Raw genomic sequence first — 17,024 nt, 5'->3', positions numbered from 1 at the left:
AGTGAGTGATAGTGATGAATTATCAATGTCCTTTTTGCCATACCACCCACAAGGGAATAGAGTGGGATTCGGCTACATTAAAAGATTTTGGGGAAAACAAAATCAACGACTTCAGCGATAATGATATTGAATCCATTGAAATGAACATACCGGGATATCATTACATTTGTCCGAACTGTGGGGCCGATACAGATATCAGCGATATCCGGAGAGCTAAAAAAACTGATTAAGCTTTCATACCTCTGCCGCTGGGCTTTTTTATAGTTCCCTGCCTAAATTTTTTGCCCGCATAAGGTAATCACTGTCTTTTAGGTCTTCGCGCGTATATGCACCGATAGCGAGGACCTTTCCTCCTTCTTGCCAATGCAGGTAGCGGCATAAGGTTTGAAAATGAACTAATAATGCATCCATAGCCCAGTTATCCTTATCCCCACAGGCAGCAATTAAATAAAGTCCTTTAGGCGTTTTACGAAGTCTGGGATTAATTGCGAAAAAACGGTCAATAACACGTTTCAGTTGTGCTGTCATACCAAAATAATAGAGTGGTGTTACCAGGACTACCACCTCCGAAGTCAAGAGATGTGGGTAGACATGCGTCATATCATCATCGTAAACACAGCTCCCATCGTTATCACGACAATGATAACAACCAAGACATGGGTGGACATTTAATTTTGCAGTTTCAAAACGAATAACTTCGTGACCAGCATCTTTTGCGCCAACACAGAACTCATCAGCTAACAACGCAGTGGTTCCCCGCGAATGGGGGCTTCCAGTAATAACTAATACCTTCATTTTAACCTCCTATTATTGTTTAAGATTACAATATTCTACTTTAGAAATCATAACACAAAAAAATTAAAAAAGCCCTTGACATTTATAATAATTTTAATATAATAATAAATGTAAACAGCGCAACGCTTTTAACAAACACTACCTACCATAAATAATTGTTTAAGAGGAGAGGATTATTTTGATGAAGAAATTTGTTTGCAGTGTCTGTGGTTACATCTTTGAAGGAAATGAAGCTCCTGATCAATGCCCTCAATGTAAAGCCGCTAAGGAAAAATTCTCTGAGAAGACTGAAGGGGTATTGCAATGGGCTGATGAGCATAAAGTTGGCATCGCTCAAGGGGTTGACCCTGAAGTTATCGAAGGCTTAAGAGCTAACTTCACCGGGGAATGCACTGAAGTGGGTATGTATTTGGCTATGAGCCGCCAGGCTGATCGTGAAGGTTATCCTGAGGTTGCCGAAGCTTATAAGCGCATCGCTTGGGAAGAAGCCGAGCATGCTGCTAAATTCGCCGAGCTCTTAGGTGAAGTTGTGGAAGCCGATACTAAAAAGAATCTCCAGCTCAGAGTAGATGCTGAATATGGCGCAACTCAAGGCAAGAAAGACCTGGCTACCTTAGCTAAAAAGCTTAACTTAGACGCCATTCACGATACAGTTCATGAAATGTGTAAAGATGAAGCCCGCCATGGCAAAGCTTTCAAAGGATTACTCGAGAGATATTTCTAAAACACGTAAGCATTTGCAGACCCTGTCTTCCCTGCCTTACTCAGCAATAGGACAACAAGCGCAGAGGGCTGCCCCCAGCCTCCTACGCAGGCAACTGCTTCAAATAAATAGACACACTTCACTCAAAAGCACGCTGCAAAACAGCGTGCTTTTGACCTTTATAGACTTTATACCTTTACAAATTCCCATGGCTCCTTTACCTCCTGATTAAATCCACTATCTCCAGAATTTTTTCCCGATCTTTTACCTTATTGCTTTCTACTCCGCTGCTAATATCAACTCCGAAAGGAGCGAGGGTTTCAATAGCCTCTATTATATTATCCCGCTTCAGTCCGCCTGCAAGAAAAAACGGCTTATTGACTTGAGCTGCCAGGTTCCAGTCAAAGGTTTCCCCTGTTCCCCCCTGTGCTTTTTGGGAATAAGCATCCAAAAGCAGATAATGACAGGAAAAACCCCCAGCTGCTTTAATATCCTCACCTGAACGTACCCTAACTGCCTTAATGATGGGTTTTCCGGTTATATCTCTCAGCTTGTTGATATAATCCTGGTTTTCCTGCCCATGTAGCTGAATAACATCAATAATCCCTTGAGAGCAAATGCCCAGAATTTCCTCTATCCTGGCATCGACAAAAACTCCCACCGCTTTAATCCCATCATTCAAGACTTTTCTCAAAGCCAGGGCGTTCTCCGGGGCAATCCTGCGCCTGCTTTCGGCAAAGACAAAGCCGGCAAAATCCGGCAGAGCCTCGTTGACGGCTTCAATATCACACAACCTGGTCAAACCGCAGATTTTAATTTTAGTCACTAAGCCTCCTCCTCGCTGCTTTGCAAGTTTCTCATTAAGGCTGCCTTATCCTCCTGGCGCATAAAAGCTTCGCCAATTAATACGGCATCAACCTGGCTATGGCGCAGGCGTTCCATATCCTCCGCTGTCTTAATACCGCTTTCAGACACCAAAATTTTATCCTTAGGCACATGCCGGCGGAGGGAAATGGTTGTCTGCAAATCAACCTCAAAGGTTTTTAAGTTTCTGTTGTTAATGCCAATGATGGCTGCCCCCGCTTCTAAGGCCCGATCAATTTCCTCCTCAGTATGGGTCTCAACCAAAGCTGAAAGCCCCAAGCTTTCCACCAGCTGAAGATAGTCCTTAAGGGTCTTCAAATCCAGCAAGCTGCAGATCAACAGTACTGCATCCGCTCCTATGACCTTTGCCTCATAAATCTGATAAGGATCTATGATAAAGTCCTTCCTCAGCACAGGAATATTCACCTGAGCTTTTATATCTTTTAAATACTGATCACTGCCCAGGAAAAAATGTGGTTCCGTCAATACGGAAATCGCATTGGCCCCTGCCTGCTCGTAGGCTTGAGCAATCTCCAGATAAGGGAACCTTTCGCTGATGATCCCTTTAGAAGGCGAAGCTTTCTTCACTTCACAAATGAAGGCCATCCCCTCACCGGCCAAGGCCTTTGCAAAGGCAAAGGAATGTTTTTTTTCCGTGCCAAGGGCTGCCTTGATGATTTCCTCCATAGGCTTAGCCTCTTTTAAGGCTTGGACTCTTCCTTTTGTATAGTTAACAATCTCATCCAGTATCATAGCTCTACCTCGTTAGAAAGAGCGATAAACCGTTCCAGCTGGGCCTTGGCCTTACCGCTGTCAATAATGTCGGCGGCCAGTCTCACGCAGTCACGGAGAGTCGTATGGCTGTGAAACATATACAAACATATTGCCGCATTCAATAAAACAATATCCCGTTTCGCTCCCTTTTGTCCATTTAAGATATCCAACGCAATTTTAGCGTTTTCTTCCGGATTCCCTCCCACCAGTTCTTCCGCAGCACATTTGGCAAAACCCAGCTGTTCGGGATCAAGGAAGAAACTGTTCAGCCTGCCTTCATAAACCTCGCAGACCGTTGTTGTGCTGCACAGGGTTACCTCATCTAATCCATCATGTCCATGCACCACCATAGCCCGTTTAACCCCTAAATTCAAAAGTACCCTGGCAAGGGGTTCCACTAAATTCTCATCATAAACACCTAAAAGTTGAGTATTGGCACCGGCCGGGTTAGCCAAAGGCCCCAGAATATTGAAGATGGTCCGGATAGCCAGCTCCCGCCGGACAGGAGCGGCATATTTCATGGAAGCGTGATAAGTGGGGGCAAACATAAAGCATAAGCCGATCTCGCGCAGGATTTGTTCACTCTTTTCGGCACTGATATCAATCTTAACCCCTAAAGCTTCCAGCAAATCCGCACTCCCGCATTTGCTGGATACCGACCTATTGCCATGCTTAGCTACAGGTACACCGGCGGCCGATACGAGGATGGCGCTGATGGTGGAAATGTTGAAAGTATTAGCTTCATCGCCCCCGGTTCCCACAATGTCCAGCACATCCATGCCCGTTTTGAGTTTCGTGCATTTCTCCCGCATGACCATGGCACAAGCTGTGATTTCTTCGATGCTTTCCCCTTTCATCCTCATAGCCGTCAAAAAGGAGCCGATTTGGGCATTGCTTGCTTCTCCATTCATAATTTGTTCCATCACAGCTTTGGTGGTATTAAGATCTAAATCCTGCCCATTGACAATTTTATAGATGGCATTGGTAATCATTGTTCACTCCCCCCTAAGCTCAGGAAATTGGCAATAATTTGTTGCCCTTTGGTGGTTAAAATGGATTCGGGATGAAACTGAACACCATAAACCTCATAATCCCGGTGCTTTACACCCATAATCTCGCCGTTCTGGTCTTCGGCGATGACTAACAATTCGTCAGGAATCCCCACTTTCTCGGCAATCAGAGAATGATAGCGGGCCGCTTCAATAATTGGCGGCAGCCCCTTAAATATCTCATTGCCGTTGGCAATATGGATGCTGCTCTTTTTGCCGTGCATCATTTTTTGGGCATGGACGATTTTCGCCCCAAAGGCCTCACAGATGGCTTGATGACCTAAACAGACTCCCAGGATTGGGGTTGTTTCTTTCATCTCCAAAATGATTCTTTCACATTCCCCGGCATCGGCAGGGAAGCCCGGTCCCGGGGAAATGACAATGTGAGAAGGCTGCAGGACTTTGATTTCCGCCGCACTCAGTTCGTCATTGCGCACCACTTGGATATCCTCATTGACTACGCCAATGGCTTGATACAGGTTATAGGAAAAGCTGTCATAGTTGTCTATCAGTAAGATCATTAGTCCATCTCCTCCTGGGATAATTTCAAGGCCCGAATGACGGCCATGGCCTTATTTTGGCACTCGATATATTCATTTTCCGGAACACTGTCGGCGACAATCCCTGCTCCGGCCTGAACGTACACCCTATCCTCTTTTTTGACAGCCATGCGAATGGCAATACAGGTGTCCATATTTCCGGAAAAATCGATGTACCCCACTGCCCCTCCGTAAATTCCCCGGCGTGTTTCCTCTAAATCATCGATGATTTCACAAGCCCGGATCTTAGGCGCTCCGGAGAGTGTCCCAGCCGGCAGTACCGACATAATGGCATCCAAGGCATCTTTGTCATTTCTAATTTCACTGTTCACTTCCGAGGCAATATGCATTACATGGGAAAAACGCAGGATTTTCAGATAATCTTTGACTTTGACACTGCCGAATTGACTGATTCTTCCTAAATCATTTCTGCCCAAATCCACAAGCATGTTGTGTTCACTGAGTTCTTTTTCGTCTTGCATTAACTCTTCCTCAATGAGCTTATCTTCTATTTCGTCCTTTCCCCTCTCTCTGGTACCGGCCAAGGGATAGGTAGAGAGATTGCCGTTTTGAAGCTTTACTAAGGTTTCAGGTGATGTTCCGGCGATTTCAACATCTTTAGTTTTAATAAAAAACATATAGGGCGAGGGATTGGTAGTTCTTAAAACCCGGTAGGTGTCCATCAAGCTTCCTTCCATCTGCGCGGTAAACAGCCTTGACAATACAACTTGAAAAACATCTCCGTTATAGATATGCTCCTTCGCTTTTCGAACCATTTCCTCAAAGCGATGTTTGCTGGTATCCGAGTGCAGCTCGGATTTCAAAACAGGCTTATTGGCCTCCTCGGAGACAGTTTGCTTGATTAGCTTGATGATATTGTCAATTTCATAGCTGGCTTTTCTGTACCCTTCTTCTAAGGCATCTGTTTTGATATTGATAATGATGATAATCTTTTGTTTCAGATGATCATAGGCAATCACTTTATCAAACAACATTAATTCCAAATCATTAAAATTGGCCTCATCCCTGCTTTGGGGCTGGAGGGTTGTTTCATAATACTTAATGAAGTCATAAGCAAAGTAACCTACGAATCCACCTGTAAAAGGAGGCAGGAAATCAAAACGGGGAGTTTTATATTGAGCTAGAATCTCCCGGATCACTGTGGTTGGATTGTGCCCTTCCAGCTTAATAATGGTTCCGTTATCGATCTCCATTTTATGGTCCTTACAGTTAATCTGAGTAATGGGATCGAAACCCAAAAATGAATACCTCCCCCAAACTTCACCGCCCTCGACACTTTCCAGCAAATAATACTGGTGGCTGATAGTATTGATTGCTTTCAGTAAGGCAATGGGAGTTTTAATATCGGCATAAATTTCTCTGCTGACAGGTAAAACTGTATATCCTGGGGCCATACTTTTTGCTTCATCTAAGGTAGGTCTTAACATATGCTTCACTCCTTCAGGTTTAATGCTATAAAAAAACACTCATCCCTGACTATGACTGTCAAGGACGAGTGTTTCCTCGCGGTACCACCTTGCTTGCAGAGGTAATCTCTGCATCTCTAAAGAATACTGACATATTCCTCACAAGTTAACGTCTGTGTCACGTCGCAGGCTACTCCAGAAAACTCTGTTTCACTGCGCCCTCAGCGGTCCATTTGTTATACTGCGTTCTGCAGGGTTCTCAGCCTCCCCCGCTCTCTGTAAGGGCACGTTATAACGTTATCTCCGCCTCAAAGGTTTTCAGCTATTAAGTTAAAATCCTATTGCCTGAATAAAAACAAAAAGCTTTTATCCCTAAATAGGGACAAAAGCTTAAACTTCTGCGCTGCCACCCTGATTGACGATTCAAAAATCGCCCACTCACTTTGCATACCATCATATGCACCCTACTGATAACGGACAGGGTTCCCGTCAGCGTCTACTCCCGATCACTCAGTTTCAAGCTGCCCTCACAAGCCCATTCGGAAAAATCTGTGCTGCTGCCCTCACACCACCGGCCAGCTCTCTGGTTACACCCAACTATTCTTACTTCTCTTGTTCAAAGGTTTTGCATTTAGGAAATAATATCCTAAAAAATCCAATCTGTCAATACCATTATCCTCTTTTCCTTGCGTACTTTCAAAACCTTGAATGAACGCCTGGTAATTCCACAATCGCAAGTCTAAAACATTATCTAGATTTATTTTACAAAAATTACCATAGTTTTATCACAACTAAGATCTTGAACTCATAGGCTATGAGTAAGGTTGTTCAAATCCCTCTTGTCTTATAAATTATGGCGACGGAATAAATAAGAGGACGACCTGGATTATCGCGGCCAAAATTAACAGTATTAAGATTGATCACCGCTGGCCACTGGACAATTCAAATTCGGATTTAAATCCGAATTTGAGCTACACCCAGACGATTACCCTTCCTGGAAATTTCTCAATCATATAAATTTAGATTAGAGAACAAACTTAATAAGTAGGAAGTACACTGTATACATAGCCAAACCTCAACTATTCCTTACTCTTAGTATTGAACATATGACTCATAAGGATTATTATTTAATAGGTACATAAAGATTTTTGGAGGCAATAGTCATGACTGATATTTCTGTAACCAAAGTAGAGAAACTTGGAGTTATACCTACCGATGATCAGTTAGGTTTCGGGAAAATATTTACGGATCATATGTTTGTTATGGACTACGCGACAGGCAAAGGCTGGCATTCCCCCCGCATCGTTCCTTACGGTGACTTTGCCTTTGCCCCTGCAACCATCGTTTTTCATTATGGCCAGGCGATCTTTGAAGGCATGAAAGCCTTCCGGGCTAAGGACAATCAAATTGCCGTCTTCCGGGCCAGACATTACCTGAACCGCTTTAATCGCTCGGCAAGTCATCTCTGCATTCCTCCTATTGATGTGGAAGAAGTGAGATCCGGCTTGTTTAAGCTTTTGGAACTGGACAAAAAATGGATTCCCGGTAAACTGGGGACTTCCCTTTATATTCGTCCCTTCATTATTTCAACAGATGACTACATTGGAGTTAAAGTTGCCAGCACCTATAAACTATTTATCATTCTTTCACCCGTGGGAGCCTATTATGACAACGGCTTTAATCCCGTCAGCATTAAAGTGGAAGACAAATATGTCCGGGCTACCAAAGGCGGACTGGGTCAGGCTAAAACCCCGGCCAATTATGCTATGAGTCTGAACGCTCAAGCCGAAGCCCACCAAGAAGGCTTTGACCAGGTATTATGGCTGGACGCTGTTCACCGCAAATATGTGGAAGAAGTGGGAACCATGAATATCTTCTTTAAAATCAAGGGCGAGATTATCACCCCGGAACTCAGCGGCAGCATTCTTGGCGGCATAACCCGGCAAACCGTCCTGGAATTAGCTCAGAGTTGGGGACTAAAAACAGCGGAACGACAGATTTCCATCGAAGAAGTCTATGAAGCTCATGCCAAAGGCGAGCTGGAAGAAGTGTTCGGCACCGGAACCGCTGCTGTTATCTCCCCTGTTGGTGAACTTTCCTGGAAAGGCCAAAAAATCACCATTAACAACAATCAAACAGGGGAATTATCCCAAAAACTCTTTGACTATGTTACCGGTGTTCAATACGGCACTGTCCCCGATGAATTCAATTGGATGGATCATGTTAATTCAACTATATAATTAAACTGACTGGAAAAAATACGCTTTGAACTGTCCTTATGGCAATTCAAAGCGTATTTTTGATTTTTGACTCCAGCTAACCCTCTTAATGAGATTCCAGCGCCTTGGCAATCAGGGCTCCGTAGGCCTGACTTCCTGCGGAATTAAGATGAACACCATCAGCATAAAAATACTCATTGTGACCGCTGCTGGCTGAATACCAATCCACCAGTGTGGTCTTAGGATAATCTGCTGCCACCTGAGCCAAGGTCTGATTAACCACACCTTCCCAGGAGCGGGGGACGCGAGTATTGACCAGGTAAATCTGCTCCACATTTCCCAGGGAAGCCAACAAATCTTTTAGCTGCTTTTCCGTGAAAGGGCCATTGGTGCCTAATTCAATAATCACTCGACTGCCTAAATCTCCATTGGCTTTCAGCTGAGCCACGATCTCCGGTGCCTGATATAATTGACGTCCAATTTTTCCATCAATAACAATACCGGGCAAAAGCTCTTGCAAAACTGGTTTCGCATCCACCATAACAGAATCGCCAATGACTGAAATTCCGGCACCTTTGTCCAGACCCGCAGTGTGTTCAGTATTGTTACTCTCAGATTCCGATGACGCCGATGTTGTATTGGCAGGCTTATCCTGAACCAACGGCGTTTCCTCTCCCATATTTCCACTGCCCACACCTTCATCTTCCGGGTCTTCTGAGGCTTCTGAGTCTGAGCCAGAGGCTGAGACCGGAAATTCAGGCTCAACGGCAGATCCCGACCCTGCCTGCCCTGGCTGGATTTCCGTTAATGAGGAAGTATTAGGATCGGAGGCCGGAGACTTATTCTGTTTTTGGTTGGCTAAGAAAAAACCGCCAAGGATAACCAGACAGGCAATGCCAAGGACCAATAAAGCACTGACTAAAGTGACTCGGCCGCTGACAGAGACGAGAACCCCCTGTCCTTTGGAGTTCTCCCGACCTCTCCGGGACCTTTTCCATACACCCCGCCGGATAGGCTCTTCGATAAAGAGCCAGGACAGCACAGCCAGGAAAATACTTGCCAGCACCTGGCTCAAGGCGAGGAGAATATCCGTCCCATTGGTATTGATGGCAGGACTTGTCCACACAATAATCGGATAATGCCACAGATAAATTCCATAAGAACACATACCCAGTCCCCGCCAAGGCTGCTTGCCGAAAACCTTTCCTAAGCGGCTGGCAGGATGGGCCAGTACTGCCACAAGAACAGCAGATGCCAAAGAAAAGAGCAGCAAACCTCTGGGATAAAGAAAGGCATCATATTCATTAGTTTGCCAAAACATCAGGAGCACTGCAAACAGTCCTGCTCCCCCCATTACATCCAGGGCTAAACGAGAACCACGAGAAAGTTCCTTAGACAACCTGCGGCTGGGCCATACCAGAGCCAAGGCAGCCCCTATCAGCAGGGCAAAGGCTCGTGTATCCGTACCATAATAAACCCGGCTGGGATCGGTGCCAGGCTGGTAAATCAATGTCATGGCTGCTGCCGAGGCTAAAACCCCAAGGATCGTCATTCCAAGCAGGTATCCGCGACGCGGAAGATATCGTAAGCCCAGCCACAACAATAAGGGCCAAAACAGGTAGAACTGTTCTTCTACAGCCAAGGACCACAAATGGCCCAGTGGCGAAGGCGGGCCGAAACTGGCAAAATACGATACCTTGTGGAACACAAGCCACCAATTGCTGACATAAAGGAGCGCCGCCAATACATCCTCCCCCAGGGATTTTAGCTGACCTGGACTAAATAGCCCAGTCCAAGCTATAACACCTAACAGCATGACAAATAAGGCAGGCAATAGCCTCCGGGCTCGGCGCAGCCAGAAATTTTTCAGATCGATTCTTCCCGTATTACTCCATTCTACCACCAGAAGATCTGTGATGAGATAACCGGATAGTACAAAGAATAAACATACACCTAACAGCCCTCCCGGGGCCCAAGCAGAGTTGAGGTGGTAAGCAATTACCGCAAACACAGCCAAGGCCCTGAGCCCATCCAATCCTGGCATGTAGCGGCTGCGGCTGCTGCCTCCTGGCCGTCTATTCCCGCTTCCTTCTGTAGTCTGAAGGATTTCGAAACGGGATCTTTCTTGATTCTTTTCTTGTCTTTCAGTTTGATATCCTAGATTGGTACAGCTCACGTTAATCCACTCTCCACCCCAAAACTCTTTCTTTAATCCCTACGATTCTTTCTTTTACGATATCAAGTTTCATAAATTATTGTTTTACAAAATGCTTAAGAATGCTTACAAAAAAGTTACATATTAAACAACTTACAAATTGAGCAAAATAAATCCTCGTGTCGAGACACGAGGGTTAAATATCAGACTAGATTTTCAAACTTTTGAAGCGTATCCTAAACTTTCATATCTCTTTTGTTATAGAAAACATAGGTTAACAAAAATAGGATAATAAGAATCACTAAGGCCAATACCACATAGACCGTATTAAAACCTTGAACCGAGATCAGACTTTTCGCCTCAAAATATTTAAATGGGGTAAGATATTTAAGCTTTGCTATATTGTTATTCAGATCAATGGCAATTGACAACATAAAGGTCAGCAGGATGATCCCGGTCGCCCGAGTCGGAGCACCCTTTGGATGCTTACTAAAGGCAGCCAGAACTGTACCGATGGATAAAAACAGGATTTGTAAACAAAGCATCCCCAGCATTAGTTTTGTTAAATCCCCTATCACCCCTGTCTGATCACTGTATTTTTTAACCAATAGAATTGAAGTTACTAGGGTTATAATGTTGAAGATTAACACATTAAGGAAGGATGCCGATAGCTTTGCTGTTATGACCTTATTCCGGGAAATTGGCTTAACTAATAAAAACTCTGCAGTCTTATCACGTTCTTCCTTGGCAATTATCGTTGCTCCCAACATAGAAGCATGAATCGCAGCCATCAGCGCTAAGTAAATATAAATTGCTTCATAGTAACCCATAGCCGTCGTCAGGTCAAAATCTCCACCCATGATCGCTTTCATGGATTGGGGCATTTGAGCCATTAAATCATTGATGGATTGTCCTGAGGCTGATAAACCTGCAAATTTGCCCATGCTGCTGGCAATAAGCAATACCACTCCAATACACCATATTATAAGAGCTTTTCTATTCGCTTTCATTTCTCTTATAAACACATTCATCTGCTTTACCTCCCCATAAAGTATCAGACGGCATGAATATCTCTCTTGGCGTAGATAAAATAGCTGGCACTGATTGCTATGACAATAATTATCAAGCCTGCAATCAGAAATGATGATTCGTAACGGGCATTCTGAATAATATACGTAAGGTCAAAATATTTAAAGGGAGTTAAATACCTCAGCGCCTTATCCCCGGTTGTTGAAGCTAAAGCACCAATAATAAAAAAAGCCATTACCGTCCCTAAGGAAATCGGCAGAACTGTTTTGAGCCTTGGAAAAACAACAGAAAGAATAATCCCTAAAGCAAGGAAAAGCAGCTGCAGGAAAAATAAAGTTAAGGAAAGCAGCACAAATAGTCGGGTATCATATTCTTCAGTTACCAGCGAGGTCATTAACATTGCGGCTCCTAAATAAATCAGATTGGTAATCACCAGAGAGACAAAAGCAGCCAAGAGCTTAGCCGTCACAATTTGCGAACGGGTAACAGGCTTAGTTAACAAAAAATCTGCGGTTTTTTCACGAACCTCTTTTGATAAAATGGACATTCCTAAAATCATTCCTTGAATTGCCCCGCAAAGTGAAATATACAGAAAACTATAGGAGTAAAACCCCAGTATTGAAGCAATATTCTCTACCGACAAACCCAAAGCCACTCGTATTCCCTCGGGAAAGCCCTCTAAGAGCTTTTTAAACTCCTCTGCTTCCCGGGAAATTGAGGGAAACATTGAGAGGAAAAGAATAACTAAGCCAACTAAGGCTAAGGACCAAGTCAATGTAAATCTTCGATAAGCCTTCAGTTCATGGCGAAACATATTCATAGTTCTTATGCTCCCTTTTCATAGAAATGTAAAAAAATTTCTTCTAAGTCAGGTTCCTCAATCCAAACATTAGCGATTTCGATGTCCGCTATTTTCTTCATAATGGAATTTATATTCCCTTTAAATATGAAGCTTATCAGGTTGTCTTTCAGGTCAATATTACTCACGCCATCAATGTTAAAATAATTCTTATCTAAGTTCCCCATTGTTTGAACTTTGATTTTTTTATAATTGTTCTCTTGTAGGGCGCTGATTTTATCCAGTTGAATAATTCTGCCCTCTTTAATAATAGCAACACGATCACACATTCTCTGGACCTCACCTAAAATATGCGATGAAAATAGAATGGTAGCACCTTTTTTATTTTCATCTTGTAACAACTCAAAGAATTTTTGCTGCATAAGGGGATCCAAGCCGCTAGTGGGCTCATCAAGGATTATCAGCTTAGGTTCGTGTAATAAACCTTGTACAATCCCAACTTTCTTCTTGTTGCCAAAGGACAAATCATCAATCTTCTTATTTAGATTTAAGTCCATGACTTCCGCCAACTCTTTAATTCGTTTTCTGCAGTCTTTCTTATAGAAACTGGCTGAATAATTCAAGAGATCAATCACCTTCATTTTGTCATAGTAGAAAACTTCCGAAGGCAAATAGCCGATCTCCTTTTTTATTTCTGGTCCATATTTAATGCAATCCATTCCAAAAATCTTGGCGCTTCCGCTGGTGGGATAAATTAGGCCTAAAATAGTACGCAGAGTCGTTGACTTCCCTGCTCCATTCGGGCCAATGAATCCAAAAATCTCTTTTTCTTCAACATCAAAAGAAATGTCAATAATTCCTCGTTCCTTGCCATAATATTTGGTTAGATTATTTATTTCGATGACATTCATTTATCCATATCCTTTCGATACTCTATTTTTTTAATACCTTATTTTTTTCAATACATTCAGTTTGTATCCATCCTTTATGTTTTACCCAGTTTGCTGATAAATGGGTAAGCACGCCATACTGTCCGGCGTGCTTAAGTGTATATTTTTATTCAGTTGCAATAGATTAGCTTGCTTCAGGGCATCCTGTTGCTTAGGAAATCCATAAATTAGAAAGGTGGTAATAAAATGCAAAATGACAAAATGATTCAGGCACTCAATGAACAGGTTAACAAGGAGTTTTATTCTGCTTATTTATATCTAGCCATGCAAGCCTATTTTTTATCCATAAATTTAGATGGGTTTGCCAATTTCTTCAAAGTTCAGGTTCAGGAGGAAAGAGACCATGCTTTAGGTTTTTTTAATTATATAAATAAAATTGGAGGTAAGATTGTCTTTGCGGAGATTCAAAAACCTCAAAGTGAATTTTCCGGCCCATTAGAGGTTTTTGACCTGACGTTAAAACATGAGCAGTCAGTGACACATTCTATTTATACTCTCATGGATATTGCCAAAGAAGTCAAGGATCATACTACAGAGATCTTCCTGCAGTGGTTTATTTCAGAACAGGCGGAAGAAGAAGAAAATGTCTCTCGCATACTTAATAAGCTTAAATTAATTAAAGGTGACGGAGCAGGATTGTTTATGATTGATAACGAACTGGCTCAGCGAATGTATGTCCCTGCCGTCATTCCGGTGTAAGCTTCGCCCACATCCTGCAAGAAAGCTAATTCGTGGGAAGACAGTGTCTGCAAGAAGGGGTAATCCGTGGGAGACAGTGTCTTCGTGTGTCAACCAGCATTCCGAGGCTCGCCTACTTGCCGGTTCATGCAATGGATTCACTCCTGTGAACGAAGCTGCCCTGGCTTACGGGTCTAAAAAACACCTTGATTCAGCTTTTCATAAGCGAAATCAAGGTGTTTTCTCATAGCTTAAAAACCCTTTTTGCCACATTTTTGCCATACTCTCATAGTATTCTGGGTTTAATTAGGAATGAGCTATTGAGAGGAGTGCTGAACATGAGAAAAAATGAAATGGTTAAATATGTACGATGGAGTCTCTTAGCAATATTTTTAGTATGGATAACCTATGCTGCTTATCTTCATCAAGTTTTAGGAGGAGGAAAAGCTCCTTCAATCCACGCTCTTTGCCCCTTCGGAGGACTGGAAAGTCTTTACCAGGTTTTTACGACAGGTAATTTTATCAGTAAAATTTTTACTGGGACAATGACCCTGTTTATTATCACGCTCATCCTAACAGTTCTCTTTCGACGAAGCTTTTGCGGATTAATTTGTCCTTTTGGAGCTATTCAGGAGTTCTTTGCTAAGTTTAGGAAGAAGATCTTTAAACGTACATTAATAATGCCTAGAATTGTTGATAATCCCTTAAGATATGTAAAATACGCCGTACTTATTGTAACTGTTCTTTACGCCTGGAAAACGGCGGGATTATGGATGGCTCCATATGATCCCTGGTCAGCTTATGGACATCTTTCAGAAGGACTGGAGAGTGTATGGAAGGAATCCGCAGTGGGAATGATGATCCTTCTTATCACTGTTCTTGGATCCCTATTATATGACAGGTTTTTCTGCAAATATCTTTGTCCTATGGGAGCATTTTATGGCATTCTTGGGAAACTAAGCGCATTTAAAGTTGTTAGAAACGAACAAGCTTGCGTCCATTGCGGCAAATGCAGTAAGTCTTGCCCGATGAATATTGATGTTCAGCATAGTTTAAAGGTAACGTCAGCCGAGTGCATTAATTGTCAGACCTGTGTCTTAACCTGCCCTAAGCCCGCTGCCCTGGATAGCAAGGCAGGAAACTATATTGTCAAGCCAATGGTCCAAATTGCTCTTGTTATGGTCGTGTTTTTTGGATCAATAGCCGTTTCCCAGGCTGGCGGATTTTATAGTTTAACTCCATCTCAAGGTATGACAACAGAGGCCCTCGATTATAATGAAGTCAAAGGATATATGAGTATTGAAGAAGCTGCTCAACTAACCAACACAGATCTTCAGGAATTCTATCAAAAGTTCAACATTCCGGAAAACGTGCCTTCAGGTACGAAGATGAAAGAAATATCCCATCTGATTCAAGACTTTGATTTCGATGCAGTAAAAGAATCCTTCAGCAAACAATGATTCTATTTATTCTTCAACCATGATTTTCCTGGCTGTCTCTGCTTCGTTCTTCCTCCACTCTGCTCATCAAATTAGCTGCAACATTCCATTCAATAACCTCATTGCGGGCAGCATTCTGAAAGGCGTTTTTTTGGGCCAACAATACAATTCGCTCAGCTTTCTTCATTTCATCTGCTGCAATCCTATCGTCCACTTGATGAAGTTTTGTGATCTCCCGTTCAATTTCCTGCTGTCGTATCCCTATTCTTTGAGTGATTTTATTAAACGTGGATTGGGAAATCGCGCCTAGGTTCACATTCCGCTCTAATTCTTCCTCAGCCCTTCGCAGGGATAGATTTTCACCCAGTAAAAGCTGGTAATCTGCTAAGTTACTCTTTTTCCCACTCAAGCCCAATTTCGTTACCAGCTTTTCAATACTTAATCCCTGCCCCACCAAAGAGATCAAGACAACCCCAAATATCAGTGAAACTAAATAATTTCTTTCCGGTATTGAAGTGCTAATACCCAATACCATAGCCATTGACAAAGCGCCTCTTAAGCCGCCCCAGACTAATATATACCGCCACTTGCTGGGAATATGTTGCTTAAAAACCGATAATACAGCGGATGAACTATACACTGAGATTAGCCGTCCTGCCAAGACAACTCCAAAAGCAGCGACAACTGTGCCAATACTGGCTACCACCGGCATAAGGGTTATCTCTAGACCTACTAATAAAAACACTACAGAATTTACTGCAAAGGCTGCGTACTCCCAGAACGATAAAACCGCTAAACGAGAAGCAGGTGTCATACCTTTAGGCAACCCATAATTACCCACCACCAGACTTGCCGCAACTACAGCGATAACCCCGGAGACATGAGCCCCTTCCGCAGCCAGGTAAGAACCATAGGCTACAACCGTTGTAAGGGTAATTTCTAAGAGATGATCGTCAAACTCTCTGGTAATCCGTGAAGCTATCCAGCCGACAAGGATACCGATTGCTGCTCCGCCGCAAACAGTCATGAAAAATGAAAGGATGCTGTTCGTCAAAGAAATGGTACTTGTTATAACTACACCTTGGACTACGCCGTATAAAACCACCGCAATACCGTCATTAAATAAGCTTTCTGCCTCAACAATCACTGACAACCGTTCATTAACCCCTAATCGTTTAAAAAGAGCCAAAACGGAAATCGGGTCCGTAGGTGAAATCACAGCTCCAAATAACAATGCCACTAAGATGGGCATCCCTAATAATAAATGCATGCCATAACCAACAAAAACCGTAGAAATAATTGTCCCCAAGACAGCTAAAACTCCAATGATCTTCCATTGATGACGCAAGGGACGCAGGTGTATGTTGATCCCCGCTTCAAACAACAAAGGCGGTAAAAATATTGCAAATAATATATGCGGCTCTAAGTAAACTCCCGGCAATAAACCAAAATAACCCACTACTAAACCAGTAAGCACTAAAGCAATTGTATAGGGAATCTTAATAAACCTTCCTAACATAGCTACGATGGAGGTCAGCAGCAGTAACCAGAAGAATGACAATGAATGCACTAAGAATCCCTCCTATCCAGTCCTTTCGTACCTC

16 protein-coding genes and 1 other annotated feature are annotated in these 17,024 nt (G+C 43.0%); of the genes, 5 read left to right on the top strand and 11 right to left on the bottom strand.

Annotated elements, in window-relative coordinates; genetic code table 11:
• Window positions 1-14: 14 nt before the first annotated feature.
• Window positions 15-230 (top strand): hypothetical protein, encoded by a 216-nt coding sequence (locus DESOR_RS07175; protein WP_014183945.1) that lies wholly within the window; start codon window positions 15-17, stop codon window positions 228-230.
• A gap of 28 nt (window positions 231-258) precedes the next feature.
• On the opposite strand, the gene DESOR_RS07170 is transcribed toward DESOR_RS07175, so the two are convergent.
• Window positions 259-795 carry a flavodoxin family protein gene (locus DESOR_RS07170; RefSeq protein ID WP_014183944.1) on the bottom strand — a complete coding sequence of 179 codons (537 nt, stop codon included), beginning with the start codon at window positions 793-795 and terminating at the stop codon, window positions 259-261.
• A gap of 181 nt (window positions 796-976) precedes the next feature.
• Between DESOR_RS07170 and DESOR_RS07165 the strand changes: the two genes are divergently transcribed.
• A complete protein-coding gene (locus tag DESOR_RS07165) occupies window positions 977-1,519 on the top strand; it encodes an NADH peroxidase (RefSeq protein ID WP_014183943.1) in 543 nt (180 codons plus the stop codon).
• A gap of 196 nt (window positions 1,520-1,715) precedes the next feature.
• Here DESOR_RS07165 and DESOR_RS07160 read toward each other — a convergent pair whose 3' ends face one another.
• From DESOR_RS07160 to trpE, 5 genes are read right to left on the bottom strand one after another with little or no spacing between them, the layout of a single operon-like run.
• The gene (locus DESOR_RS07160; RefSeq protein ID WP_014183942.1) at window positions 1,716-2,324 is read right to left on the bottom strand and encodes a phosphoribosylanthranilate isomerase; all 609 of its coding nucleotides are present in this window, start codon (window positions 2,322-2,324) and stop codon (window positions 1,716-1,718) included.
• Complete coding sequence (gene trpC, locus DESOR_RS07155) at window positions 2,324-3,115, bottom strand: indole-3-glycerol phosphate synthase TrpC (protein ID WP_014183941.1); 792 nt, start codon at window positions 3,113-3,115, stop codon at window positions 2,324-2,326. Before trpC ends, DESOR_RS07160 begins: the two co-directional genes overlap by 1 nt.
• Window positions 3,112-4,128 carry an anthranilate phosphoribosyltransferase gene (gene trpD / locus DESOR_RS07150; protein WP_014183940.1) on the bottom strand — a complete coding sequence of 339 codons (1,017 nt, stop codon included), beginning with the start codon at window positions 4,126-4,128 and terminating at the stop codon, window positions 3,112-3,114. The genes trpC and trpD overlap by 4 nt, the downstream gene beginning before the upstream one ends.
• Window positions 4,125-4,706 carry an anthranilate synthase component II gene (locus DESOR_RS07145; RefSeq protein WP_014183939.1) on the bottom strand — a complete coding sequence of 194 codons (582 nt, stop codon included), beginning with the start codon at window positions 4,704-4,706 and terminating at the stop codon, window positions 4,125-4,127. Before DESOR_RS07145 ends, trpD begins: the two co-directional genes overlap by 4 nt.
• Window positions 4,706-6,172 carry an anthranilate synthase component I gene (trpE, locus tag DESOR_RS07140; protein WP_014183938.1) on the bottom strand — a complete coding sequence of 489 codons (1,467 nt, stop codon included), beginning with the start codon at window positions 6,170-6,172 and terminating at the stop codon, window positions 4,706-4,708. The genes DESOR_RS07145 and trpE overlap by 1 nt, the downstream gene beginning before the upstream one ends.
• A gap of 354 nt (window positions 6,173-6,526) precedes the next feature.
• Window positions 6,527-6,780: a binding site (T-box leader), on the bottom strand.
• Between the two features lie 534 nt (window positions 6,781-7,314).
• Between trpE and DESOR_RS07135 the strand changes: the two genes are divergently transcribed.
• Window positions 7,315-8,391 (top strand): branched-chain amino acid aminotransferase, encoded by a 1,077-nt coding sequence (locus DESOR_RS07135; RefSeq protein WP_014183937.1) that lies wholly within the window; start codon window positions 7,315-7,317, stop codon window positions 8,389-8,391.
• A gap of 85 nt (window positions 8,392-8,476) precedes the next feature.
• On the opposite strand, the gene DESOR_RS07130 is transcribed toward DESOR_RS07135, so the two are convergent.
• The 4 genes from DESOR_RS07130 to DESOR_RS07115 form a co-directional block, all read right to left on the bottom strand.
• The gene (locus tag DESOR_RS07130; protein ID WP_014183936.1) at window positions 8,477-10,546 is read right to left on the bottom strand and encodes an acyltransferase family protein; all 2,070 of its coding nucleotides are present in this window, start codon (window positions 10,544-10,546) and stop codon (window positions 8,477-8,479) included.
• 215 nt (window positions 10,547-10,761) lie between these two features.
• Window positions 10,762-11,556, bottom strand: coding sequence for an ABC transporter permease subunit (locus tag DESOR_RS07125; RefSeq protein WP_014183935.1), 795 nt, complete (start codon window positions 11,554-11,556; stop codon window positions 10,762-10,764).
• A 23-nt stretch (window positions 11,557-11,579) separates the two neighbouring features.
• Complete coding sequence (locus tag DESOR_RS07120; RefSeq protein WP_014183934.1) at window positions 11,580-12,374, bottom strand: ABC transporter permease subunit; 795 nt, start codon at window positions 12,372-12,374, stop codon at window positions 11,580-11,582.
• A 5-nt stretch (window positions 12,375-12,379) separates the two neighbouring features.
• Window positions 12,380-13,264, bottom strand: a complete 885-nt coding sequence (locus tag DESOR_RS07115) for an ABC transporter ATP-binding protein (protein ID WP_014183933.1) — start codon at window positions 13,262-13,264, stop codon at window positions 12,380-12,382.
• A gap of 225 nt (window positions 13,265-13,489) precedes the next feature.
• On the opposite strand from DESOR_RS07115, the gene DESOR_RS07110 reads away from it, so the two are divergent.
• Both DESOR_RS07110 and DESOR_RS07105 read left to right on the top strand, forming a co-directional pair.
• Window positions 13,490-14,002: a ferritin gene (locus tag DESOR_RS07110; protein ID WP_014183932.1), complete on the top strand. Its 513-nt coding sequence runs from the start codon at window positions 13,490-13,492 to the stop codon at window positions 14,000-14,002.
• 317 nt (window positions 14,003-14,319) lie between these two features.
• Window positions 14,320-15,441: a 4Fe-4S binding protein gene (locus DESOR_RS07105; protein ID WP_014183931.1), complete on the top strand. Its 1,122-nt coding sequence runs from the start codon at window positions 14,320-14,322 to the stop codon at window positions 15,439-15,441.
• A 13-nt stretch (window positions 15,442-15,454) separates the two neighbouring features.
• Here DESOR_RS07105 and DESOR_RS07100 read toward each other — a convergent pair whose 3' ends face one another.
• Window positions 15,455-16,990: a Na+/H+ antiporter gene (locus DESOR_RS07100; protein WP_014183930.1), complete on the bottom strand. Its 1,536-nt coding sequence runs from the start codon at window positions 16,988-16,990 to the stop codon at window positions 15,455-15,457.
• Window positions 16,991-17,024: the final 34 nt, after the last annotated feature.

The sequence above is a fragment of the Desulfosporosinus orientis DSM 765 genome, assembly GCF_000235605.1.
In the GTDB taxonomy this organism is placed as follows: domain Bacteria; phylum Bacillota; class Desulfitobacteriia; order Desulfitobacteriales; family Desulfitobacteriaceae; genus Desulfosporosinus; species Desulfosporosinus orientis.
This window is presented reverse-complemented; position numbering and strand designations above follow the sequence as displayed.

What these genes read in the sequence shown, in the direction of transcription:
- DESOR_RS07175 (WP_014183945.1), top strand. Translation starts at nt 15, where the DNA reads ATGAATTATCAATGTCCTTTTTGCCATACCACCCACAAGGGAATAGAG.
- DESOR_RS07170 (WP_014183944.1), bottom strand. Translation starts at nt 795, where the DNA reads ATGAAGGTATTAGTTATTACTGGAAGCCCCCATTCGCGGGGAACCACT.
- DESOR_RS07165 (WP_014183943.1), top strand. Translation starts at nt 977, where the DNA reads ATGAAGAAATTTGTTTGCAGTGTCTGTGGTTACATCTTTGAAGGAAAT.
- trpC (WP_014183941.1), bottom strand. Translation starts at nt 3,115, where the DNA reads ATGATACTGGATGAGATTGTTAACTATACAAAAGGAAGAGTCCAAGCC.
- trpD (WP_014183940.1), bottom strand. Translation starts at nt 4,128, where the DNA reads ATGATTACCAATGCCATCTATAAAATTGTCAATGGGCAGGATTTAGAT.
- DESOR_RS07145 (WP_014183939.1), bottom strand. Translation starts at nt 4,706, where the DNA reads ATGATCTTACTGATAGACAACTATGACAGCTTTTCCTATAACCTGTAT.
- trpE (WP_014183938.1), bottom strand. Translation starts at nt 6,172, where the DNA reads ATGTTAAGACCTACCTTAGATGAAGCAAAAAGTATGGCCCCAGGATAT.
- DESOR_RS07135 (WP_014183937.1), top strand. Translation starts at nt 7,315, where the DNA reads ATGACTGATATTTCTGTAACCAAAGTAGAGAAACTTGGAGTTATACCT.
- DESOR_RS07125 (WP_014183935.1), bottom strand. Translation starts at nt 11,556, where the DNA reads ATGAATGTGTTTATAAGAGAAATGAAAGCGAATAGAAAAGCTCTTATA.
- DESOR_RS07120 (WP_014183934.1), bottom strand. Translation starts at nt 12,374, where the DNA reads ATGAATATGTTTCGCCATGAACTGAAGGCTTATCGAAGATTTACATTG.
- DESOR_RS07115 (WP_014183933.1), bottom strand. Translation starts at nt 13,264, where the DNA reads ATGAATGTCATCGAAATAAATAATCTAACCAAATATTATGGCAAGGAA.
- DESOR_RS07110 (WP_014183932.1), top strand. Translation starts at nt 13,490, where the DNA reads ATGCAAAATGACAAAATGATTCAGGCACTCAATGAACAGGTTAACAAG.
- DESOR_RS07105 (WP_014183931.1), top strand. Translation starts at nt 14,320, where the DNA reads ATGAGAAAAAATGAAATGGTTAAATATGTACGATGGAGTCTCTTAGCA.